This window comes from Mediterraneibacter agrestimuris, assembly GCF_943193195.1.
GTDB classification, from domain to species: Bacteria; Bacillota; Clostridia; order Lachnospirales; family Lachnospiraceae; genus Schaedlerella; species Schaedlerella agrestimuris.
Genome location: NZ_CALPDG010000043.1, coordinates 1 through 17,393 on the forward strand (window position 1 = coordinate 1; position 17,393 = coordinate 17,393).

The following is a 17,393-nucleotide window of genomic DNA, read 5'->3' on the forward strand; positions in this document are numbered from 1 at the left end:
GCTGTTGAGAACGCTGTAGCATATGACTACAGTAATGGTTTTGTTGAGGGCACAAACAGCAAATTGAAAATGATAAAACGTACCATGTATGGCCGTTGTGGCAAGGAGTTATTGACCGCAAAGCTTATATTGTCAAGTGGTGAATACGGATAATTGCGGAAGAACCCCAGTAGTTCTGTCTGCACAGGTAATAAGATATCTTTCACGTCTCATTTTTTTATTTCATTCCAGAATCGAAAGCCCAAATTTTGTACTTTTATTCTGTCCTACATATCAAACACATCCTTTTCCCTCTACCTGTAATATAAATCGCACGTTTTACAATCAGTCCCTCATTACGTATATAAAAATGGATTGTTGTATCTATAAATATAACTACATAGATTTTTTACAAATAGAGTTCCTGCCATTCTTTTACAATGGGAAGGAATTTTATTTTTATACGTGTTCCTGCTGATGATACTGTCTATAATATCAATTCGTAAAGTTCACACATATGGTTTTCGATATCGCATGTTGTCATGCTTTTGGGATGTATGGAGATAATTTTTTTCTATGCATCCGTGTTCTGTGTGACTGTTCTTTGATATTTCTTGATAATTGTGATTCAAACTTATCCTTACAATCATGGGAAATGTGATCATAACGGATATGCATTATTTTGGGAGCTGTCAGACTCTTTATTACGATAATCATGCATGGAGTATTCTGATTCTTCATTTACTTCATAATATAGAGGCTTTTTAAGATGATAGACATGATATCTTACATAATGGAATTGACATTTATAGTTTTTATGCATAGGCAATCCGTATCTAATAGTTTGACAGAGATATGGAACTTGTCTGATTAAACAAAATCTAATTAGGGTCAAATAATAACGGAAAGCGGACAAAAGAAAATAGAGGATGTAATTTGGTATATGATACATTTATCAAATAGGAAGGAGGACGATAAGATGGCAAAAAAGAAAAAAGCTCAGTCAAGTAGTAAGAAAAAAAGTGGTTGTGTCAATATCTACATTGTAGAAGCCGGATACAACGGAAAAAAGTGGACAATTTAAGGAGGAAAAAAGATGTCAGAACAGAGAAAAGATGTAAAAAAGAGTGGTAAGAAAAAAGGTGGTTGTATCAATATTTATATTGTAGAAGCCGGATACAATGGGAAGAAATGGACAATTTAAGGAGGAAAAAGAAATGTCAGAACAGAGACCAGATGTAAGAAAGAATGGTAAGAAAAAGGGCGGCTGCATCAATATCTTAATTGTGCAGGCAGGCTATGATGGGAAAAAATGGACAATTTAAGGAGGAAAAAAGATGTCAGAACAAAGAGATGTAAGAAAGAATGGTAAGAAAAAGGGTGGCTGTATCAATATTTTAATTGTGCAAGCAGGTTATGATGGAAAAAAATGGACAATTTAAGGAGGAAAAAGAAATGTCAGAACAGAGAAAAGATGTAAAAAAGAATGGTAAGAAAAAGGGTGGCTGCATCAATATCCTAATCGTGCAGGCAGGCTATGATGGGAAAAAATGGACAATTTAGTGGAGATAAAACCATGAAAGAAATATTGAATAAAAAGAGAGAGATGTTAAAAAAACATTCAGGATGTATTAATATTTCTATAGTAAATGCAGGGTTTAAGAAATGATGAATCAAAGAAAAGTAAGAGGTTGCAAAAAATGAGGTTTCAAAATGTTCTCTGCCATCCGGATGCGGTGGCAGAGAACATGGAAAGGGATTGATATGAATCAAAGTAAAAAAAAGACAATTATGTTTGCGGTATCAGCTTGCTTATTAACAGCAATTTATGTTGTATATAATACAATAGGAGTAGATCTTGGACAAAAAACTATTATGCATTTTATGACAACAACAATAGCGGGACCTGCGGTAATACTTATTGTTTATGGAATTTTGGTCGGAAAGGGGAAAAAACTTGTTCAAGTGTTTCCGCAACTTATCGGAGTTTCCTTCGTAGTTTTTATAATTTCATGTACTAGTATGTTTTATATGTATAATACAGAGTACATTTTCCAAATGTTAAACAATACTGCAACAAATGGAAATATTGTTTTAAATATTAATGAATCTATTACCATAGGAACAGTGGTGCAGCAGGCATTAATTTTCTTAGTTTGTTCGTGTGTAGGAAGTGGGATCGGGAACAAAGCTATAGCTTTATTGGATAAAATTAAAAATTAAGGGGGCTACCATGCTAGAAATTAGAGGTGTATGTAAGGAATTTGGTGATAAAACAATTTTGAAAGATATTAATCTTACAGTAGAGAATGGGACTATTGTGGGCTTACTTGGGAAAAATGGGGCGGGAAAATCAACCTTAATTAAGTGTATCAATCAGTTATATAGATTTCAGGGAGAAATAAAAGTAAATGGAATTAATTATCGACAGAATTCAGAGAAATATCTAAGAAATGTCGGAGTTTTATTAGAACCAAGCTACTATGAGTATATGAGTGCAATAGAAAACCTGAAATCTTATGCTTCACTAAGTGGAGTTTCTTATAAAAATATCGAAAACGAAATGAAGGCTTTACTGGATATTATGGGGTTAGGAGATTCAATAAACAAAAATGTAAGTGAATTTTCTTTTGGCATGAAACAAAAATTAGGTGTGGCTATGGCTTTGGCAAAAAAGCCAGATGTGTTGGTTTTAGATGAGCCTACAATAGGTGTAGATCCGAAAGGATTGGTGGCAATGTTTGATATTTTGCGAGATTTGGCTAAGAAGGAGAATACTGCGATCATCTTTTCTAGTAACAACTTGAAAGAAGTCCAGGATATGAGTGATCGAATTTCTTTTTTGAAAAACGGAGAAATAATTCAGACGGTAGATACAGAAAAATTATTAGAAAAAGAGAATTCATATGTAATTACAGTTCAAAAAGCAATCAAAGAAAAAGAAAGGCTTGAAAGAAAATGTAATTGTGTCGTGAGAGAAAAACAGATTAGTACGGAAAATTATAAGGATATGAATATTGTACTAAACTATTTGATCAATACGGATAATCCTATCTTAAATGTTGAACGGGAAAATCACTTTTTGAAAAAGTTTTACGAATAAAGAGGGAGGGAATTGGAGTTTATGATTGGTTTGGTAAAGTTAGAATTAAAGAAAATATTTTCTAAAAAGGATATCATGATTATTAGTTCAATTTTGATTTTATCCCCGTTAGTGTTCGGGATTTGTATGGTAAATCGGATTGCAGGTCTGAATTTTAACGGTCAAATTACGATAGATGCCTATGGCATTATGATTTGGAGTTTTCTAAAGTATTTGTTTGTGTTGTATTTGATGCCAATATATTTAGTATGTTGTTTTGTTGGTAAGGAGATTGAGAGCAGAAGTATAAACATAATGTTATCAAATTACGATAGAAAAAAAGTTTTCGCGGCGAAGATGATGACATATTTGATAACAATTATAATCTTTTTTGTGCTTTTTCATATAGTAAGTATGTTGACATTTTCAGGTTTGATACACAATACAGAATTTGCTCTCGCAGGTTCGGGAAATACTTTAACAAGAAATTTTTTTCTGTATTTGTTTCAGTGGTTAGAACTTTTATTTGTAGCTATTATTTCATATCTTTTATGTTGTGCGATAAAGGGAAATGCCGTATTAGTATTGGGAATAGGAGTTATTATTCTTCAGAAAATAGTAGTAAATATTGAAGGTGTAAGGCGTTTTTTACCATTCTATATTTCAGATTTTAATTACTATAGTATGATACCAGATGGCGTGCTAATGAATACTAATATAATATCATGCATTATTTATACAATTATAATTATGGCAACTTTCTGCATCGCATTAAAAATGTGGAGCAGAAAAGACTTTTAAAAAGGAGAATAACAATATGTATCAAATGTGTAAGGCGGTAGCATTCATTGAACTGGATTCAGAAAGATATTTGGCGGATTTTGAAAGTGGTGCACTTATTAAAATGAGTGATAAAAGAGAAAAAATTTTAGGAGAGAATATTCAGGGAAAATATTATGAAAAAGGAGACTTTTCCGAAGATCCTCTGTTATTTGCTGAGTTAGAAGATGGTGGATATTTTCAAGAAGTTATCCAACCATTGTCTACGGCTTATGTTCATGTAACAAACATTTGCAATTTAAATTGTATTGGCTGCTATTCTTATGATAGAACCAGAAATTGTACAGATAAATTGACATTAGAAAATTACTCCTATATTTTATCTGAATTGGCGAAAAATGGTGTGGAAACAGTGACCATTTCTGGTGGGGAACCATTAATTCGAAAGGATATTATTGAGATATGTAGATATGCAAAAGATAAAGCAAAAATTTCTGTGTTAAATCTGATAACGAATGGAACTTTGTATAATGAAGAGCAGATAAAACAGCTTAAAAAGTATGTAGATGCTTTAGCAGTATCTATTGACGGATATAGTACGGAAAACTCTCAATTTTTGCGAGATGCCGGGAGTTTTCAGAAAGCAGTTGAATTTGTACGGAGGGTCAAGGAATTAGGATTGCCAGTTTCGATATTGCCTACATTACATAAGAAGAATATCAAGGCTATTGGAGAATACATGAAATTAAGTCGTGAACTTCAAGTGCCAATTAGCTTTAGTTTGCTTACATGCTCAGGGGAATTGAAAGATTTTATACCTACAGATCAAGATTTGAGTTTTCTTGCTGAGTATTTGTGTGAATATATGAAAAATGGTGTTGTTCCTTTACAGGATTATTCGGAACTTGAGGCTCGAAAGAGCTGTGGTGCAGGAAGTAGCATTATTAGTGTAACGTCGGAAGGAGACATATATCCATGTCATATGATGCATGATACAAATACAGTTATGGGGAATATTTTAGAAAGACCGTTAAAAGAAATTCTATATAATGCAAAACCGCTTCCAAACGTAGAAGATATTGAAAAGTGTCAAAACTGTGAGATGAAATATCTATGTGGAGGGGGATGTAAGGCAAGAGCATTGTTGATTAATGGCAGTTGGGAAAAACCTGATCCATATTGCAGTCTAAACATGGACTTTTACAAAAGATTCTTAAAGGAGAAAAGGAATAGTGAAAAAAGAAAATAGAGTTGAACAATATTTAATGGCGGGAATTCATATTGCTATATATTGCATTTTGCCTATGATTGGATTTATGACTTGGGTTCTTTGTGTACCAATTCTATTCTATGGTGGGATGATGACCAGTGTTGATGATGCTCAAGGATTGGGACAAACATTACTTGTTTTTTCAGCTCCAATGCTACTATTTTTTGCAGTGATACCGGTTCTTTTTCAACTGAGAAGGGTTTCAGTAAGGGAATTAGGGATAAAGTTCAGCTATGATAAAAAAAATATAGTAGTTTTTGGAATTAACTGTTTTATTGTAATAATACTCCTTGGAAGACTGGTACTGAATTTTAATTCTCCATTGGATGCACTTCCTATAGTATTTCAATTATGTGTGATAGGTATTTCTGAAGAAATCCTTTGTAGAGGTATTATATATCATGAAATTGAGAGCGGATTTGGAAATAAGTGGTTTGCAGTAATTCTTAGTTCTATGATTTTTGCGTTCTTATTTCATTCAGGGGATACAGATTTAGCCAATTTGGCAATTAGATTTCCTCTTGGATTAGCACTTGCACTGGTGCGTTGCTATACTGGAAATGTATATAGTAGCATTATGATGCATATTTGGTATAATTCCTGGATGTTTATACTGTAAGGAGGAAAGAGCCTGTGAGGATACTATATCAATATCTATTTAAATTCAAAACATTAAGTGGAGCAAGAATTTTAACAAATGTTTGTAAGGCGGCTTGTACAGTATATTTGTCTATTATTTTAGGCAATGTATTAGATGGCTTGGCAAATTCAGATGTATCGATGTTGACTGCTGCTGTCCTCAGATGCGTAGTATTGCTATTCTTCTTTGTTGTAGTATCAGGGCTGGATATATGGGTAACAACTTTACAAACAAAGAAAATATTAAATTATATAAAACATGATATTTTTTCTAAAATAATTTCTGGAAGTATCGAGAAGTATAGAAGCATGCATAGTGGAAAATATCTATCTATTTTAAATAATGATATTTCTACCATAAATGAAGAATTTATCACTAATTTTTTTGATTTAATTTTTCAGATTTTGTCATTTGCAATTTCTTTAGTAATAATGCTACGAATTAATATAGTAGTGACAGGCATTATTTTGGGAATATCAATGTTAAGCATGTATGTTGTATCAAAGATTTCAGATAAGCTGATGAGACAGCAAGTTAAATTATCTGAAAGCCTTGAAAATGTGACAAAATTAGCTGCAGATATTTTCTCAGGGATACTGGTTATAAAAAATTATAATTTAACTAGTAAAATAGAGGAAATGTATTATAGTAATGATCAAGCAGTAGAGGATAATAGAGAAAAGTATTCTATTATGATAGGTGTGATAAATATATTGATGGTTTGTTTTAGTATGTTAATTTATTTGACAATCGTTGTATTTTGTGCCACTTCAGTGATGAATGCCACATTATCTGCTGGAACAGCTTTGATTATTCTGCAGTTAAGTAGTAATTTGACCGAACCGATAAATGAAATTATTTCCATTGGAAGTGCAATGAATTCTGTAAAAGGAATTGGAGAGAAAATACAGAAAATATATATGGAAAATGGTGATGAAACCGGAACCATACATAAAGATGTATTTAATAAATCAATTAATATTCATGGTTTGGAATTTGGGTATAATCCGGAGGATAATCTAGTTTTAAATGGTGTCGATTTAGAATTTTGTAAAGGGAAAAAATATGCGATTGTTGGGGAAAGTGGTTCAGGAAAAACTACGCTGATTAAATTGCTTTTAAAGTATTATAACAAGTATAGTGGAAAAATTTTGATTGATGAAACAGATATTCGTACTATTGATATTAACGATTATTGTAGTCTTATTTCTTCAATGGAGCAAGATACTTTTATTTTTGATGAAACTTTGTGGGACAATATTTGTCTGTATTCAGATTATACAGAACAAGAGGTAAAAAAGGCGGTATTACAGGCTGGTTTAACATCTGTAGTAGAACGGCTTCCAGACGGTCTTCAAACAATGTTAGGTGAAGGAGGTTCAAATCTTTCAGGAGGAGAATGCCAACGTGTTGCTTTTGCAAGACTTTTATTAAAAAAGACGCCAATACTGCTTTTGGATGAGGCTACAGCAAATTTAGATAATGAAATGGCAGTAAAGATTGAGAGACTAGTTTTAGAAAATAAAAACCTAACATTGGTTTCTATTACACATAAATTAATTAAACAAGTTCTGCAGCAGTACGATGAGATTATTGTTTTGAAAAAAGGGATTGTGATCGAAAAAGGAAGTTTCAATCAGTTAATGCAAAAACAAGGATACTTTTTTAATTTGTACAATGTGCAGACAATGGAGGCATAGACGGAGGAGCGCATATGTATCACATAATAACAATTAAATTTTTAGAAAGTTTTTTTGGAAAAACTAATATGAGAAATAACAGATTATGGGAAAAATATGTGGAATATTTTTTACCATTAATTCTGAATACGATGGTGGCTTCTGGAATTGGTCATACATTTGAAATAGAAATAGAAATGATTATCTTTAGTATATTTTATACGGTTCTTAGGACGAGTAATGGCGGAAATTATTATAAAATAAATGTGAAAAATACTCTATTTTTCTGGAGTTCTGCGGTAGTAGTACTTAAAAGCATACCACATATAATAGCAGCTGAATATGGAAAGATTTTGCTTTTAACATTTATTTTGGGAAGTTTAGCAATTGTATTTATTTTTTTGCCAGTATCAATTCGGCAAAGAGAATTTCCAAAGAATGTACGAAAGACAATTTTAAAAATGAGTTATGCGGTAATATTGTTAGAAAGCCTTCCCTTACTGATTGGAACATTTTTTTGTATAAATAGATTTATTGTAGCAGCTGTGTCAGGTGTTTTGCTACAGAGTATTTCGCTGATTTGGGTTCGGGAAAGAGAATGGAAAATGACTACTTTATATAATAAAACAGAAAGGTGTGGGATATGTGAATAAGATGCCGATTGTCATGTTAGATGATAAATTTATTACAAATTCAAGGAAACTAAAAAAATATTTTGGTTTCAGATGTAGTTTTTGAATTAAGATAGAAGTAACACATAGGTAGAAAAGGGAGAGATGAAATATTATAAGTTTTAAGATTTAGAAAGCGGTGAATCTATTAGGTTTGCTGCTTTTTATTTTAGAAATAGATTAGAAATACATAATATGAAAAAAGTATAAAAAAGTATAAAAGTATAAATAATGAAACCCAAATCCAACTCTCTTCGTATTGATAAAAAGTAGGTGGATTGGATTTGGACAATGGATGAAAAGATTTTAATAAAGAAACTACAGAGAAAAGATTATTGATATGTACAGTACCTATATTACATACATTGTCTGGGGGTTATTGCATAAAAAAGGAACACGGGAAGACGTTGAGGGAGGTGGTAGCAGATACTTTTATTTCGCTATGGATGACAGCAGAACGTGTTGATTATAAGCATTATAGTAGTATTCGGGGATACATAGGTACTATTGCGAGAAATAAAGCCAAAGATTGGTTGAGAACTCATCGAGGTGTAGATTTAGGCTTAGATGAGGATATCGTAAGTGCTGATCAGAATTTAGAATTATTGGTTTTACAAAAGGAACAACAAAAAATAGTCCAAAACACCTTGAAGGAGTTGAAGCAAGAGGATAGAAGCATTTTTACTAAGTATTATTATGAATGTATGAAAATCGAAGAAATAGCGGAAGATCTACAGATGAATCCACAAACAATTAAAACCAGACTACGACGGGGACGGGAAACTTTGAAACAAATTCTTCTGAAAGAGGGGTATAGGAGCAGTGAAATTGAGAATTAGTGAAATGATGGATCATTCCAGCGAAATTTTGGAACATGATATGGCTTGTGACTTTATGGTGGATGAAGATCGTATAAAGCAAATTGTATTTTATAAAATTGGCTGTTCTAGAGTGAAAAATGGCAGAAGGAGTAAAAAAAGGTATGCAGCTATATTTGTTGCCACATTAGGGATTGGAGGAATGACCGCATGGGCACACAGTATTCTTAAATCTGCCGGAGAAATTAACGGAAATAAAAATGAAGTATTGGAAAGCCAAGAAGGAATCTCCATATCAGAAAATATGGAAGATCAGGAAGAAATTTTTGAACCGGATACGGCAACAGAGTGGATAACTGACGAAAATTTATGCAGAGATGGAGTACCGATTGCAAAATATATTATAGAATTACCAATACAAAAAGATGGAACTGTGCCGGAATGTTATTATTATGGCAAGACGAAAGAAACCTGTACACCGAGTACAAATTATAGAATCGTCTCTCATAAAAAACGTGAACCGGGAATCCCCAAAAAGGTTCCCGGTCTTGTTCTATTTTTTCGTATGTTCTTTTATAATAGGAGGAATCTGCCCCATCATATTGTCGATATCTTCAAACATAGCGCTTTTCGTGGTTCCCAGCTTGCTTGCTTTGCTTATATGTTTCACTACTTCCTGATATCCGTTTCTCAGCTGTTCAAAGAATCCGCAAAGCATTTGGAGTGACATCTTTGACTCATCGAGCACTTTGGAGATCTCAGACTGCACATCCTTGGCGCCTTCTGCCGATTGTGTGATTTTATCAAACATATCGTAGGTTTCGTTTACCTTAAACAGACTTTCTCCCAAAGCTTTCTGCGACTCTGCAATGCTGTTGTTAAGCCGCTCTGTTCCTGCCTCCACATCATGGATGCCGGAGTCCACTTCGCCGGTCAAATTCTTGATTTGATCCGCAAGTTTTTTTACTTCCACTGCGACTACTGCAAATCCCTTTCCCTGCTGTCCGGCTCTTGCAGCTTCTATAGAAGCATTCAGTGCAAGGAGGTTCGTCTGTTCGGCAATGGCTACAATGCTGCTGGTACAACGCTTAATTTTCTCCACCGACTGCTGCAGAGACTCAAATGTATTTTCCATTTCACCGAAGTGGGCTTCTACTTGAATGGAGCTGGTTCTCAGTTCCTCAACCCCCCTTTGGGCGTGGTCAACCGATTGGTCAATATTCTGTTTGACAGCGGCAAATTCACCGGACACCTGTTCAATATTTGAAAAATTCAGGTCGAACTGCTGTAATTTATCCTGAAAGTTTTCTGCTTCGTTAAGTATTTTTCCGAAGGAACTTCCTATATTGCCCAATTCCTGCAGGGATTCCACCTCTTTTTGCACCAGCTCGGTACGGTAGTCCTTCAAACTTTCCATTACATGGAGTACCGGATACAGATCGTTTGTGTCTTCAGGCATCTTTTTTGTATCTTTCTTATCTCTATTCCAAAACATCATGAATCCCCCTTTACTCAAACACTACGCAGGTCATGGACTGGTTCACGAAGCGGTTATTATAGTGTTCTCCATATCCCACAAAGCCTGCATGTGATCCCAACAAACTCATATCGTTCAAATACTCCTGCATATAGTGGTTGTCGGTAAACAGTAAATATCTGAACAGGCAGTTTACGGAAAATACTGCGGAAATCCGGGAGAAATCCTGTTGTATCTGACGAATCGTATTCCTTACAGTCTCTTTATAATCGCCTAATTCCAAAAGAACCAATACATCCGAATCATTTACCTGCCGAAAGCATGTCAAAGCATCTCCTTTTACTTCCTTGATGGAAACAATGCAGGTGTCGTCTCCGTTAATTTTACCGAAAGGATTCTTGAAGGTCTGTGTTGTGATTTCTTTCTCTGTTATATGTAGAATGTCCTGATAAACCCGCTTTGCCGGATATCCGTTTAATGCCCCCATAACATAATTTGCCTTATCTGTCCGAGATGCGATAAACCGATATTGGTCTAATGGATGGTAGATATTCTCTTTATATGCTTTTACCTTTCCGTTTTGGTTCTTCACTATTGCATAGGCAACAGCGTCCTCATAGACTCTGCCGTTTGCTGACACTTTTCCTGCATCGCCGGTTCCTCCCACTAGGGAAATATTTTTTCGCTTTAACACGGAATAAATCGTGGTAAGTACACAAGCATCGTTTCCTGAGCATAGGTCGATACATATCGTATCGTTCTGGGAGCCGTTCACGCGTTTTACGTCCTCCTCAAGGCGCTGGATATATTTTACAGGCATAACAGATACTTCCTCTAATACGTTTGCAGCTGCGGCAACGCCGTCATAAAATGCAACAACGCCGACACCTTTCTCAACTACTTTAGTGTCGTAACTCATACCGATACATCCAATACTTGGCACTTCGGGAAAAAGCTTCTCCAATTCTACTACGTGTTTCTCAAACTGATTACTATTAGAAAACAGCATAATAAATTGAGGTCTGCTTAATCCACGAACCGCGTCTGTTAAATTTCCCTGCTGGCTCATTCCGAAAAACTGTTTCATTATGCGGTCCTCTCTTTCGTTTTCGTATCTTTAACGTATATATTATAGGATATTTACAGATAAAGCGTCAACATTTTTTTCCAATTATAATCCATTTGATTAATTTATAAGAACGTGATATAACTTAAGTTAAGTTGTAAATTTGGAGGGATTTTATGCGGATTAATTCTAGTTCCAGTCTTTTCTATTCGAGAAACTGTTTTTCATCCATTCAGAATAAAAATTTGAGGACTTCTGCTGTTAATACAAGAAGTAATGTGGTGATTGATTCCTTATATGGCGGTAATAAGGAAATCACCAAAGAAGACGCGCTCATGTATAAGTATTGGCAAGAGAACCCGCTTTCTATTTTCGATAAGGATGCAGGTTCTAAAATGATTCATGACGTATCGCAGATTCCAAAAGAATATATGGATAATCTGAACAACACAGAAATTACAGAATGGGACAAAAACAGATTAAATTATGCATTAGACTTCAGCATCATGGACAGCGATATTGATACCAATTTAAACCGTCTTGCAGCAACTTATATCACGACGCTGGAGCATTTAGAAACAAACTTTAGTGGTGAGAAACTTGAAAATTACAGAAAGGAACTGGAATCAATTGTTTCTGGAATCTCAGAGAAGATTGCCAATCATTTTTCACAAAAAGTCGGCGATTTTTTAGAAGAGAATGGGCTGCAAAATGAAACCCAAAAAATATATGATAGTATTATGTCTGAATATCATAAAAAAGTGTCTTCCTATACTGAGTTTGCAGAGAACAATAAGGATTATGCTCATTTAAAAAATTCAGAAGACCGGTGGCTGGTAAATGACATCGCATATATGTCACAGCAGCTGCAAAAAGCTGCAGCAGAAAAAACACAAAATCAGGGACTTTCTGACAGTCACTACTCTTTGGAAGAAATATCTTTTGCCAGCCGTATGGTAGATGAAGTCAATCAGACAAAATTATTTTCATCTCTTGGAAATGAAGAAAGTGTTGGTATGGAAGTAGGAGTACTTCTTTTAAAAACCAAATTGTTTTCAGAAAATGAACATGTATCGGAAGGGCTTGCTAGCAAAATGACATCATCTATCAAAGGCTATATTAGGAAAAAAATCGATCAGGAAAATAATAGAATTCTTGACATGTACGACAAGCCTTATTATGATAAGGACAGAAATCCGATCTATGATATATCCGCAATTTATGCGGTCAGCGATAGATTCCTGTCCATCTATCAAGAGAATCAGAATGACTATCATAAGACCATTCTTGAGGGGATTAAATTTGCACAAAGCAGGAGTGATCAAAAGGAATTTTCAAAGGGGTTCATTGACAGATACAAAGATAATAAATATTGGGATTACTTTTTTGATAATTCTGCTGTCTTTTCATCCAAATATTATCAGGCAGTAAAAGGATATGACAGCAGAACAGAATTTGCGAAATTATTAGAATCATGGAATCAATTTTCTTTTGATATTACTGGTTCTGATAGATATTGTTTGGAGTTTAATAATAGAAGTTATATTTAAGCGCTCCTTTTCTTAAATACAAAATGCCGGTTTTGTTTAATAAGCTCATGTTAGATTTCATTAGGCAGAACGGGCATTTTTTAATCTATTTGGGGGCACCTGCCCAGTAGGGATTATCCGTTAACGAGTTCGCAAAATGCAGTCAAATTTAAAATTACTGAATATTCTTGCACCGAGGAAACCATAATTCCGGTAATATGGAAACTGTCATGTTCTATAGATTATAAAAGAAAGAATTGACAGATGATTGATACAATCCAATAGAGTCAAGACTTACGCATTCATTTACAGCATTGTGGAAACTGTAAAAGCCAATAATCTGAAATCTTTTGATTATGTGCAGTATCTCTTGGAAGAAATCCCGAAATACATGGATAAATGCATACGGCTTCATTGTGATCGTGCTTACAACGAAGCCTGTGCAGTTTGGAATATGGATGACGAAGGTTACTGGCGGGAAAATTACAAAGGCATTGGTTACTTTTCACACCTACGGTGCTCAAAGCAACGAATCCGGTCTATTTAAAGTTGCCTTACGGCAAGAGACCGGATTCCAGCCCCGATACTGTACTGGTCTCAGGCCGTGCAGCGTAGTGCCCGGCCCGGGTGTGAACTGTAACAGGCATTGACAACGGGGCATTATGAGAAAAGTTAGGTATAGGCTTTTGGATGTATCTTTGTTATAATATAGTTAATAGAGAAGGAGTGTGAATGACATGGTTAGAGAAAAAAACGCCTTCCGGTGGGAGTAGAAAATTTTGAGCAGATTATTAACGATAACTATTATTATGTGGATAAAACAGGACTGATTTCAGAACTGCTCCGCTATGGCGGAATGGTAAATCTCTTTACAAGGCCAAGACGTTTTGGGAAAACCTTAAATATGAGTATGCTGGAACACTTTTTTTCCATAGAAGGAGAGAAGAGTATCTTTGATGGATTGGAAATTTCAAAAGATACAAAACTGTGTGAAGCGTATATGGGAAAATATCCGTTTATTTCAATTTCCCTGAAAGGAATCAATGCAGCCACTTATGAGGATGCATTTGATTTTGCAGTTCAGATTATGAAGAATGTAGCAGGTAAAATGCAGTTTCTTTTGGAAAGCGGGAATCTAAGTGATTTTGATAAGTCAGAATATAAGAAACTTTTAGATAGTGGAATGAGTAAAGCTGTATTTTGCAGCGGATTGAAAACTTTATCGGAATTATTGGAGAAACATTATGGAACAAAAGTAGTTCTTTTGATTGATGAGTATGATGTTCCATTAGCAAAGGCGTTTGAAAATGGGTATTATGAGCAAATGATATTTTTAATCCGTAATCTGCTGGAACAGGCACTAAAAACAAACAACAGTCTGAAATTTGCAGTAATGACCGGATGTATGCGCATTTCAAAAGAGAGTATTTTTACGGGGCTTAATAACCTGAAAGTATTATCCATTACAGATGAACGTTATGATGAATATTTTGGTTTTACGGATACGGAAGTAAGAGAAATGCTGAAGTATTATGAAACAGAGGATCAATATGGAGAAATCAAAAGCTGGTACGATGGGTATCAGTTTGGCGGCGTAGAAGTGTATTGCCCGTGGGATGTATTGAACCACTGTGATAAAATCAAAGACCATGCAAATGTGTTTGCGGAAAACTATTGGATCAACACCAGCAGTAATGATGCTGTCAAGAAATTCATTCAAATGTCCGACAATCTTAAAACCAAGCGTGAGATTGAAATTCTGCTTGCCGGTGAGGAAATCACAAAAGAGATTCATCAGGAGCTGATTTACCCGGAGATGTATCAGTCTTTGGAGAACGTCTGGAGTCTTTTATTTATGACGGGATATTTAACGCAGCGTGGAAGGGTTGATGCAAAGCGGTATAAACTTGCGATACCGAATCTGGAAATCCGGAATATTTTTGAAACACAGATCATGGAATACTTCAAAGAGAGCGTTGCAAAAGACGGCGATACGTTAAGCCGGTTCTGTGATGCCCTGAAAAACGGAGAGGAAACGAAGGTAGAGGAGATTTTTGAAAGATACCTGAAAAAGACCATCAGTATCCGGGATACGTTTGTGAGAAAAACAAGTAAGGAGAACTTGCCCACAGGGAAAGCGACCACTAAGGAGACTAAAGAACAGTCTCCAAGTGTCTGCTTTTATCATGGGATACTGCTTGGAATTCTGGGCGTGAAGGAAGAATGGTATGTATCGTCCAATCAGGAAAGCGGCGAAGGATACAGCGATATCCTCGTTGAAACCGAAAACAGTGAAACAGTCATCCTCATCGAAGTCAAGTATGCCAATGACGGAAATCTTGATCAGGCTTGTGAACGGGCGCTGCAGCAGATAGAGGAAAAGAAGTATGATGAAGAACTCCGGGAAAACGGAGTGGATAAAATTTTAAAATATGGGATTGCATGTTATATGAAACGCTGCAAAGTACAACTGGCAGAGGAATAATATACCAGAATGCGATCGGGTTATAAAAATGCGGAGCTGTAATGACACAGTTCCGTTTTTTTTATGGCCTGATTTATGTATGAGCCAGAAGAAGGGAGATGAAAGGGTATGCACATACGGGAGAGTCCGCCCCCAGATATGCCGGGCAGTAACAAGGCAGACATATAGCGCTGCTACGAAATTCAGGGATTAAAAAATCAACAACAGGAAAGGAGTTTTGCGATTGAAAAATTGGAGACGCAGATGGCTGGCGGGAACGCTGGCTTTTCTTTTGTCCTGTTCCGTACTTCCGTACTTGTTTCTTCTGGAAATATGGTATTTGCAGCACCGGGAGAGAAGACGGCAGGAGAGAAAATAAAATCGACAAAGGAGGAAAAGGGCGATGAGAGAGGGGAACAGATCACCGCCGAAACCCTGACGATTGAGCAGGGAGAAACATTTGAAATTGAAAAAGATTTTACAGGTCTTTCTTTGAAAAAAGGTGAAAAGGCTGCCTTGAAAGATGTTGTCAGTGAAGACGGGCAGGGATTTTTTGCGGACCGTCCGGGCACATATCTGAGTACCTATCTGATTACACCGGAAAAGGGTGACAGTTATGAAGCAATGTCATTTAGATAATAATCTGAGTTAGATTCTTACAATAGGGTCTAACTCATTTTTTAAATATTTTCATGATAACTGTTGACACAATAGTTCAAATGTGCGGTCGCTATGAACTTTTCTGTATCTGTCAAAAATTCTTTAATATCTGAAATAGATGTTATGTCAAACACACCCGAGTTGTTCTGTAATCATCCTAATAAAGATTTCACACGATTTCGGAAAATCAGTTTTAAAGATATGCTGATGTTTCCCATTGTTATGGAAGGTGGTACTCTTCGGCATGAACTATACAAATACTTTGATTATGATTTAAAAACACTTTCTAATTCTGCCTATTGCCAGCAACGCAATAAAATAAAAGCTGATACCTTTAAAATACTATTTCATAGATTCAATAACCATTATGCTCCAAAGCCATATAAAGGAAAGTACCAATTGATGGCAGCTGATGGATGCACTTTTACTTTTACCAGAAATCCTGCTGATATAGATGCTTATTATGGTCCTGATGGAAAATCCACGAAAGGGTTTAATCAAGTTCATACAGTTGCGCTTTATGATCTTGAAAGTGAACGATACACCGATGCCATTATACAGCCTATTCGTAAAAAAAATGAATTCAAAGCACTTTCTGAACTTATGCTTATACAATCCGAAATACCTCACCATTAACTCCTGTCTTTCTGGCGGACAGAGGATTTTTTGCATACAATGTCTTCGCGCATGCTATTGAAAATAATGCTTATTTCTTGATACGGGTTAAGGATCAAAACATGAAGCGTCTTACAGGCTGTGAGGTTCTGCCGGATCTTTTGGATAATGATATTACTAGGATACTTTCCCGTTCCAAAAACAAGAAAAAACATAAGCGCCCTGAATTAGAAGACTCTCACAGGTATATCTGTAAATCTGTACGGTTTGATTATCTGCCTCCAGAAGATATTTATGATGAATATACCGTAAACCTTCGTGTTTTGAGATTCAAAATAACAGAGGATTCCTATGAAAATATTGTTACAAATCTTCCAGGAAATGAATTTTCCAGTGAAGATATGAAACAGCTTTACCACCGCAGATGGGGCATCGAAACATCCTTTTGTAAATTAAAACATGTCATTGGAACTGGCAATTTCCATTCAAAGAAGCGCGGGTATATTACACAGGAAATATGGGCAAGGCTGATTTTATATAATTACGGAAGAACCATGATAAGATGCCGTGACAGCGACAGAAACGAGATTTTGAGATACGATTCTGCCGCTGTGGATACAATAAAGTACTGTTTGTGGTGACAAGAATTTGTCGCTCAACAAC

The 17,393-nt window shown here is 35.3% G+C and carries 16 protein-coding genes; 14 read left to right on the forward strand and 2 right to left on the reverse strand.

Annotation, left to right across the window (positions count from 1 at the left end):
* The 9 genes from NFS18_RS19980 to NFS18_RS15760 form a co-directional block, all read left to right on the forward strand.
* Window positions 1-153, forward strand: a 153-nt coding sequence (locus tag NFS18_RS19980) for a transposase (protein WP_251392054.1), incomplete at its 5' end; no start/stop codon positions are given.
* A 1,590-nt stretch (window positions 154-1,743) separates the two neighbouring features.
* Entirely contained in the window at window positions 1,744-2,202 is a 459-nt protein-coding gene (locus NFS18_RS15725; RefSeq protein ID WP_251391971.1) for a hypothetical protein, read from the forward strand.
* A 10-nt stretch (window positions 2,203-2,212) separates the two neighbouring features.
* The gene (locus NFS18_RS15730; protein ID WP_251391972.1) at window positions 2,213-3,082 is read left to right on the forward strand and encodes an ABC transporter ATP-binding protein; all 870 of its coding nucleotides are present in this window, start codon (window positions 2,213-2,215) and stop codon (window positions 3,080-3,082) included.
* A 21-nt stretch (window positions 3,083-3,103) separates the two neighbouring features.
* Window positions 3,104-3,862, forward strand: a complete 759-nt coding sequence (locus NFS18_RS15735) for a hypothetical protein (protein WP_251391973.1) — start codon at window positions 3,104-3,106, stop codon at window positions 3,860-3,862.
* A 16-nt stretch (window positions 3,863-3,878) separates the two neighbouring features.
* A complete protein-coding gene (locus tag NFS18_RS15740) occupies window positions 3,879-5,090 on the forward strand; it encodes a radical SAM/SPASM domain-containing protein (protein WP_251391974.1) in 1,212 nt (403 codons plus the stop codon).
* On the forward strand, window positions 5,074-5,730 hold the full coding sequence (locus NFS18_RS15745; RefSeq protein WP_251391976.1) for a CPBP family intramembrane glutamic endopeptidase: 657 nt from the start codon (window positions 5,074-5,076) through the stop codon (window positions 5,728-5,730). The genes NFS18_RS15740 and NFS18_RS15745 overlap by 17 nt, the downstream gene beginning before the upstream one ends.
* A 14-nt stretch (window positions 5,731-5,744) precedes the next feature.
* The gene (locus NFS18_RS15750) at window positions 5,745-7,451 is read left to right on the forward strand and encodes an ABC transporter ATP-binding protein (protein ID WP_251391978.1); all 1,707 of its coding nucleotides are present in this window, start codon (window positions 5,745-5,747) and stop codon (window positions 7,449-7,451) included.
* A 14-nt stretch (window positions 7,452-7,465) separates the two neighbouring features.
* Complete coding sequence (locus NFS18_RS15755; RefSeq protein WP_251391981.1) at window positions 7,466-8,083, forward strand: accessory gene regulator B family protein; 618 nt, start codon at window positions 7,466-7,468, stop codon at window positions 8,081-8,083.
* Between the two features lie 434 nt (window positions 8,084-8,517).
* A complete protein-coding gene (locus NFS18_RS15760) occupies window positions 8,518-8,940 on the forward strand; it encodes an RNA polymerase sigma factor (protein WP_251391983.1) in 423 nt (140 codons plus the stop codon).
* Window positions 8,941-9,472: 532 nt separating this feature from the next.
* On the opposite strand, the gene NFS18_RS15765 is transcribed toward NFS18_RS15760, so the two are convergent.
* Window positions 9,473-10,417, reverse strand: a complete 945-nt coding sequence (locus NFS18_RS15765; RefSeq protein WP_251391990.1) for a methyl-accepting chemotaxis protein — start codon at window positions 10,415-10,417, stop codon at window positions 9,473-9,475.
* A gap of 10 nt (window positions 10,418-10,427) precedes the next feature.
* Window positions 10,428-11,483 (reverse strand): FIST N-terminal domain-containing protein, encoded by a 1,056-nt coding sequence (locus tag NFS18_RS15770; protein ID WP_251391992.1) that lies wholly within the window; start codon window positions 11,481-11,483, stop codon window positions 10,428-10,430.
* A 155-nt stretch (window positions 11,484-11,638) separates the two neighbouring features.
* Between NFS18_RS15770 and NFS18_RS15775 the strand changes: the two genes are divergently transcribed.
* From NFS18_RS15775 to NFS18_RS15800, 5 genes are all read left to right on the forward strand, one after another.
* Window positions 11,639-13,012, forward strand: coding sequence for a hypothetical protein (locus NFS18_RS15775; protein WP_251391999.1), 1,374 nt, complete (start codon window positions 11,639-11,641; stop codon window positions 13,010-13,012).
* A gap of 742 nt (window positions 13,013-13,754) precedes the next feature.
* Entirely contained in the window at window positions 13,755-15,476 is a 1,722-nt protein-coding gene (locus NFS18_RS15785) for an AAA family ATPase (RefSeq protein ID WP_251392001.1), read from the forward strand.
* A 243-nt stretch (window positions 15,477-15,719) separates the two neighbouring features.
* Window positions 15,720-16,094 (forward strand): hypothetical protein, encoded by a 375-nt coding sequence (locus NFS18_RS15790; RefSeq protein ID WP_251392003.1) that lies wholly within the window; start codon window positions 15,720-15,722, stop codon window positions 16,092-16,094.
* 93 nt (window positions 16,095-16,187) lie between these two features.
* A complete protein-coding gene (locus tag NFS18_RS15795) occupies window positions 16,188-16,751 on the forward strand; it encodes a hypothetical protein (RefSeq protein ID WP_251392005.1) in 564 nt (187 codons plus the stop codon).
* Between the two features lie 11 nt (window positions 16,752-16,762).
* Window positions 16,763-17,371 carry a transposase gene (locus tag NFS18_RS15800; RefSeq protein ID WP_331477726.1) on the forward strand — a complete coding sequence of 203 codons (609 nt, stop codon included), beginning with the start codon at window positions 16,763-16,765 and terminating at the stop codon, window positions 17,369-17,371.
* Window positions 17,372-17,393: the final 22 nt, after the last annotated feature.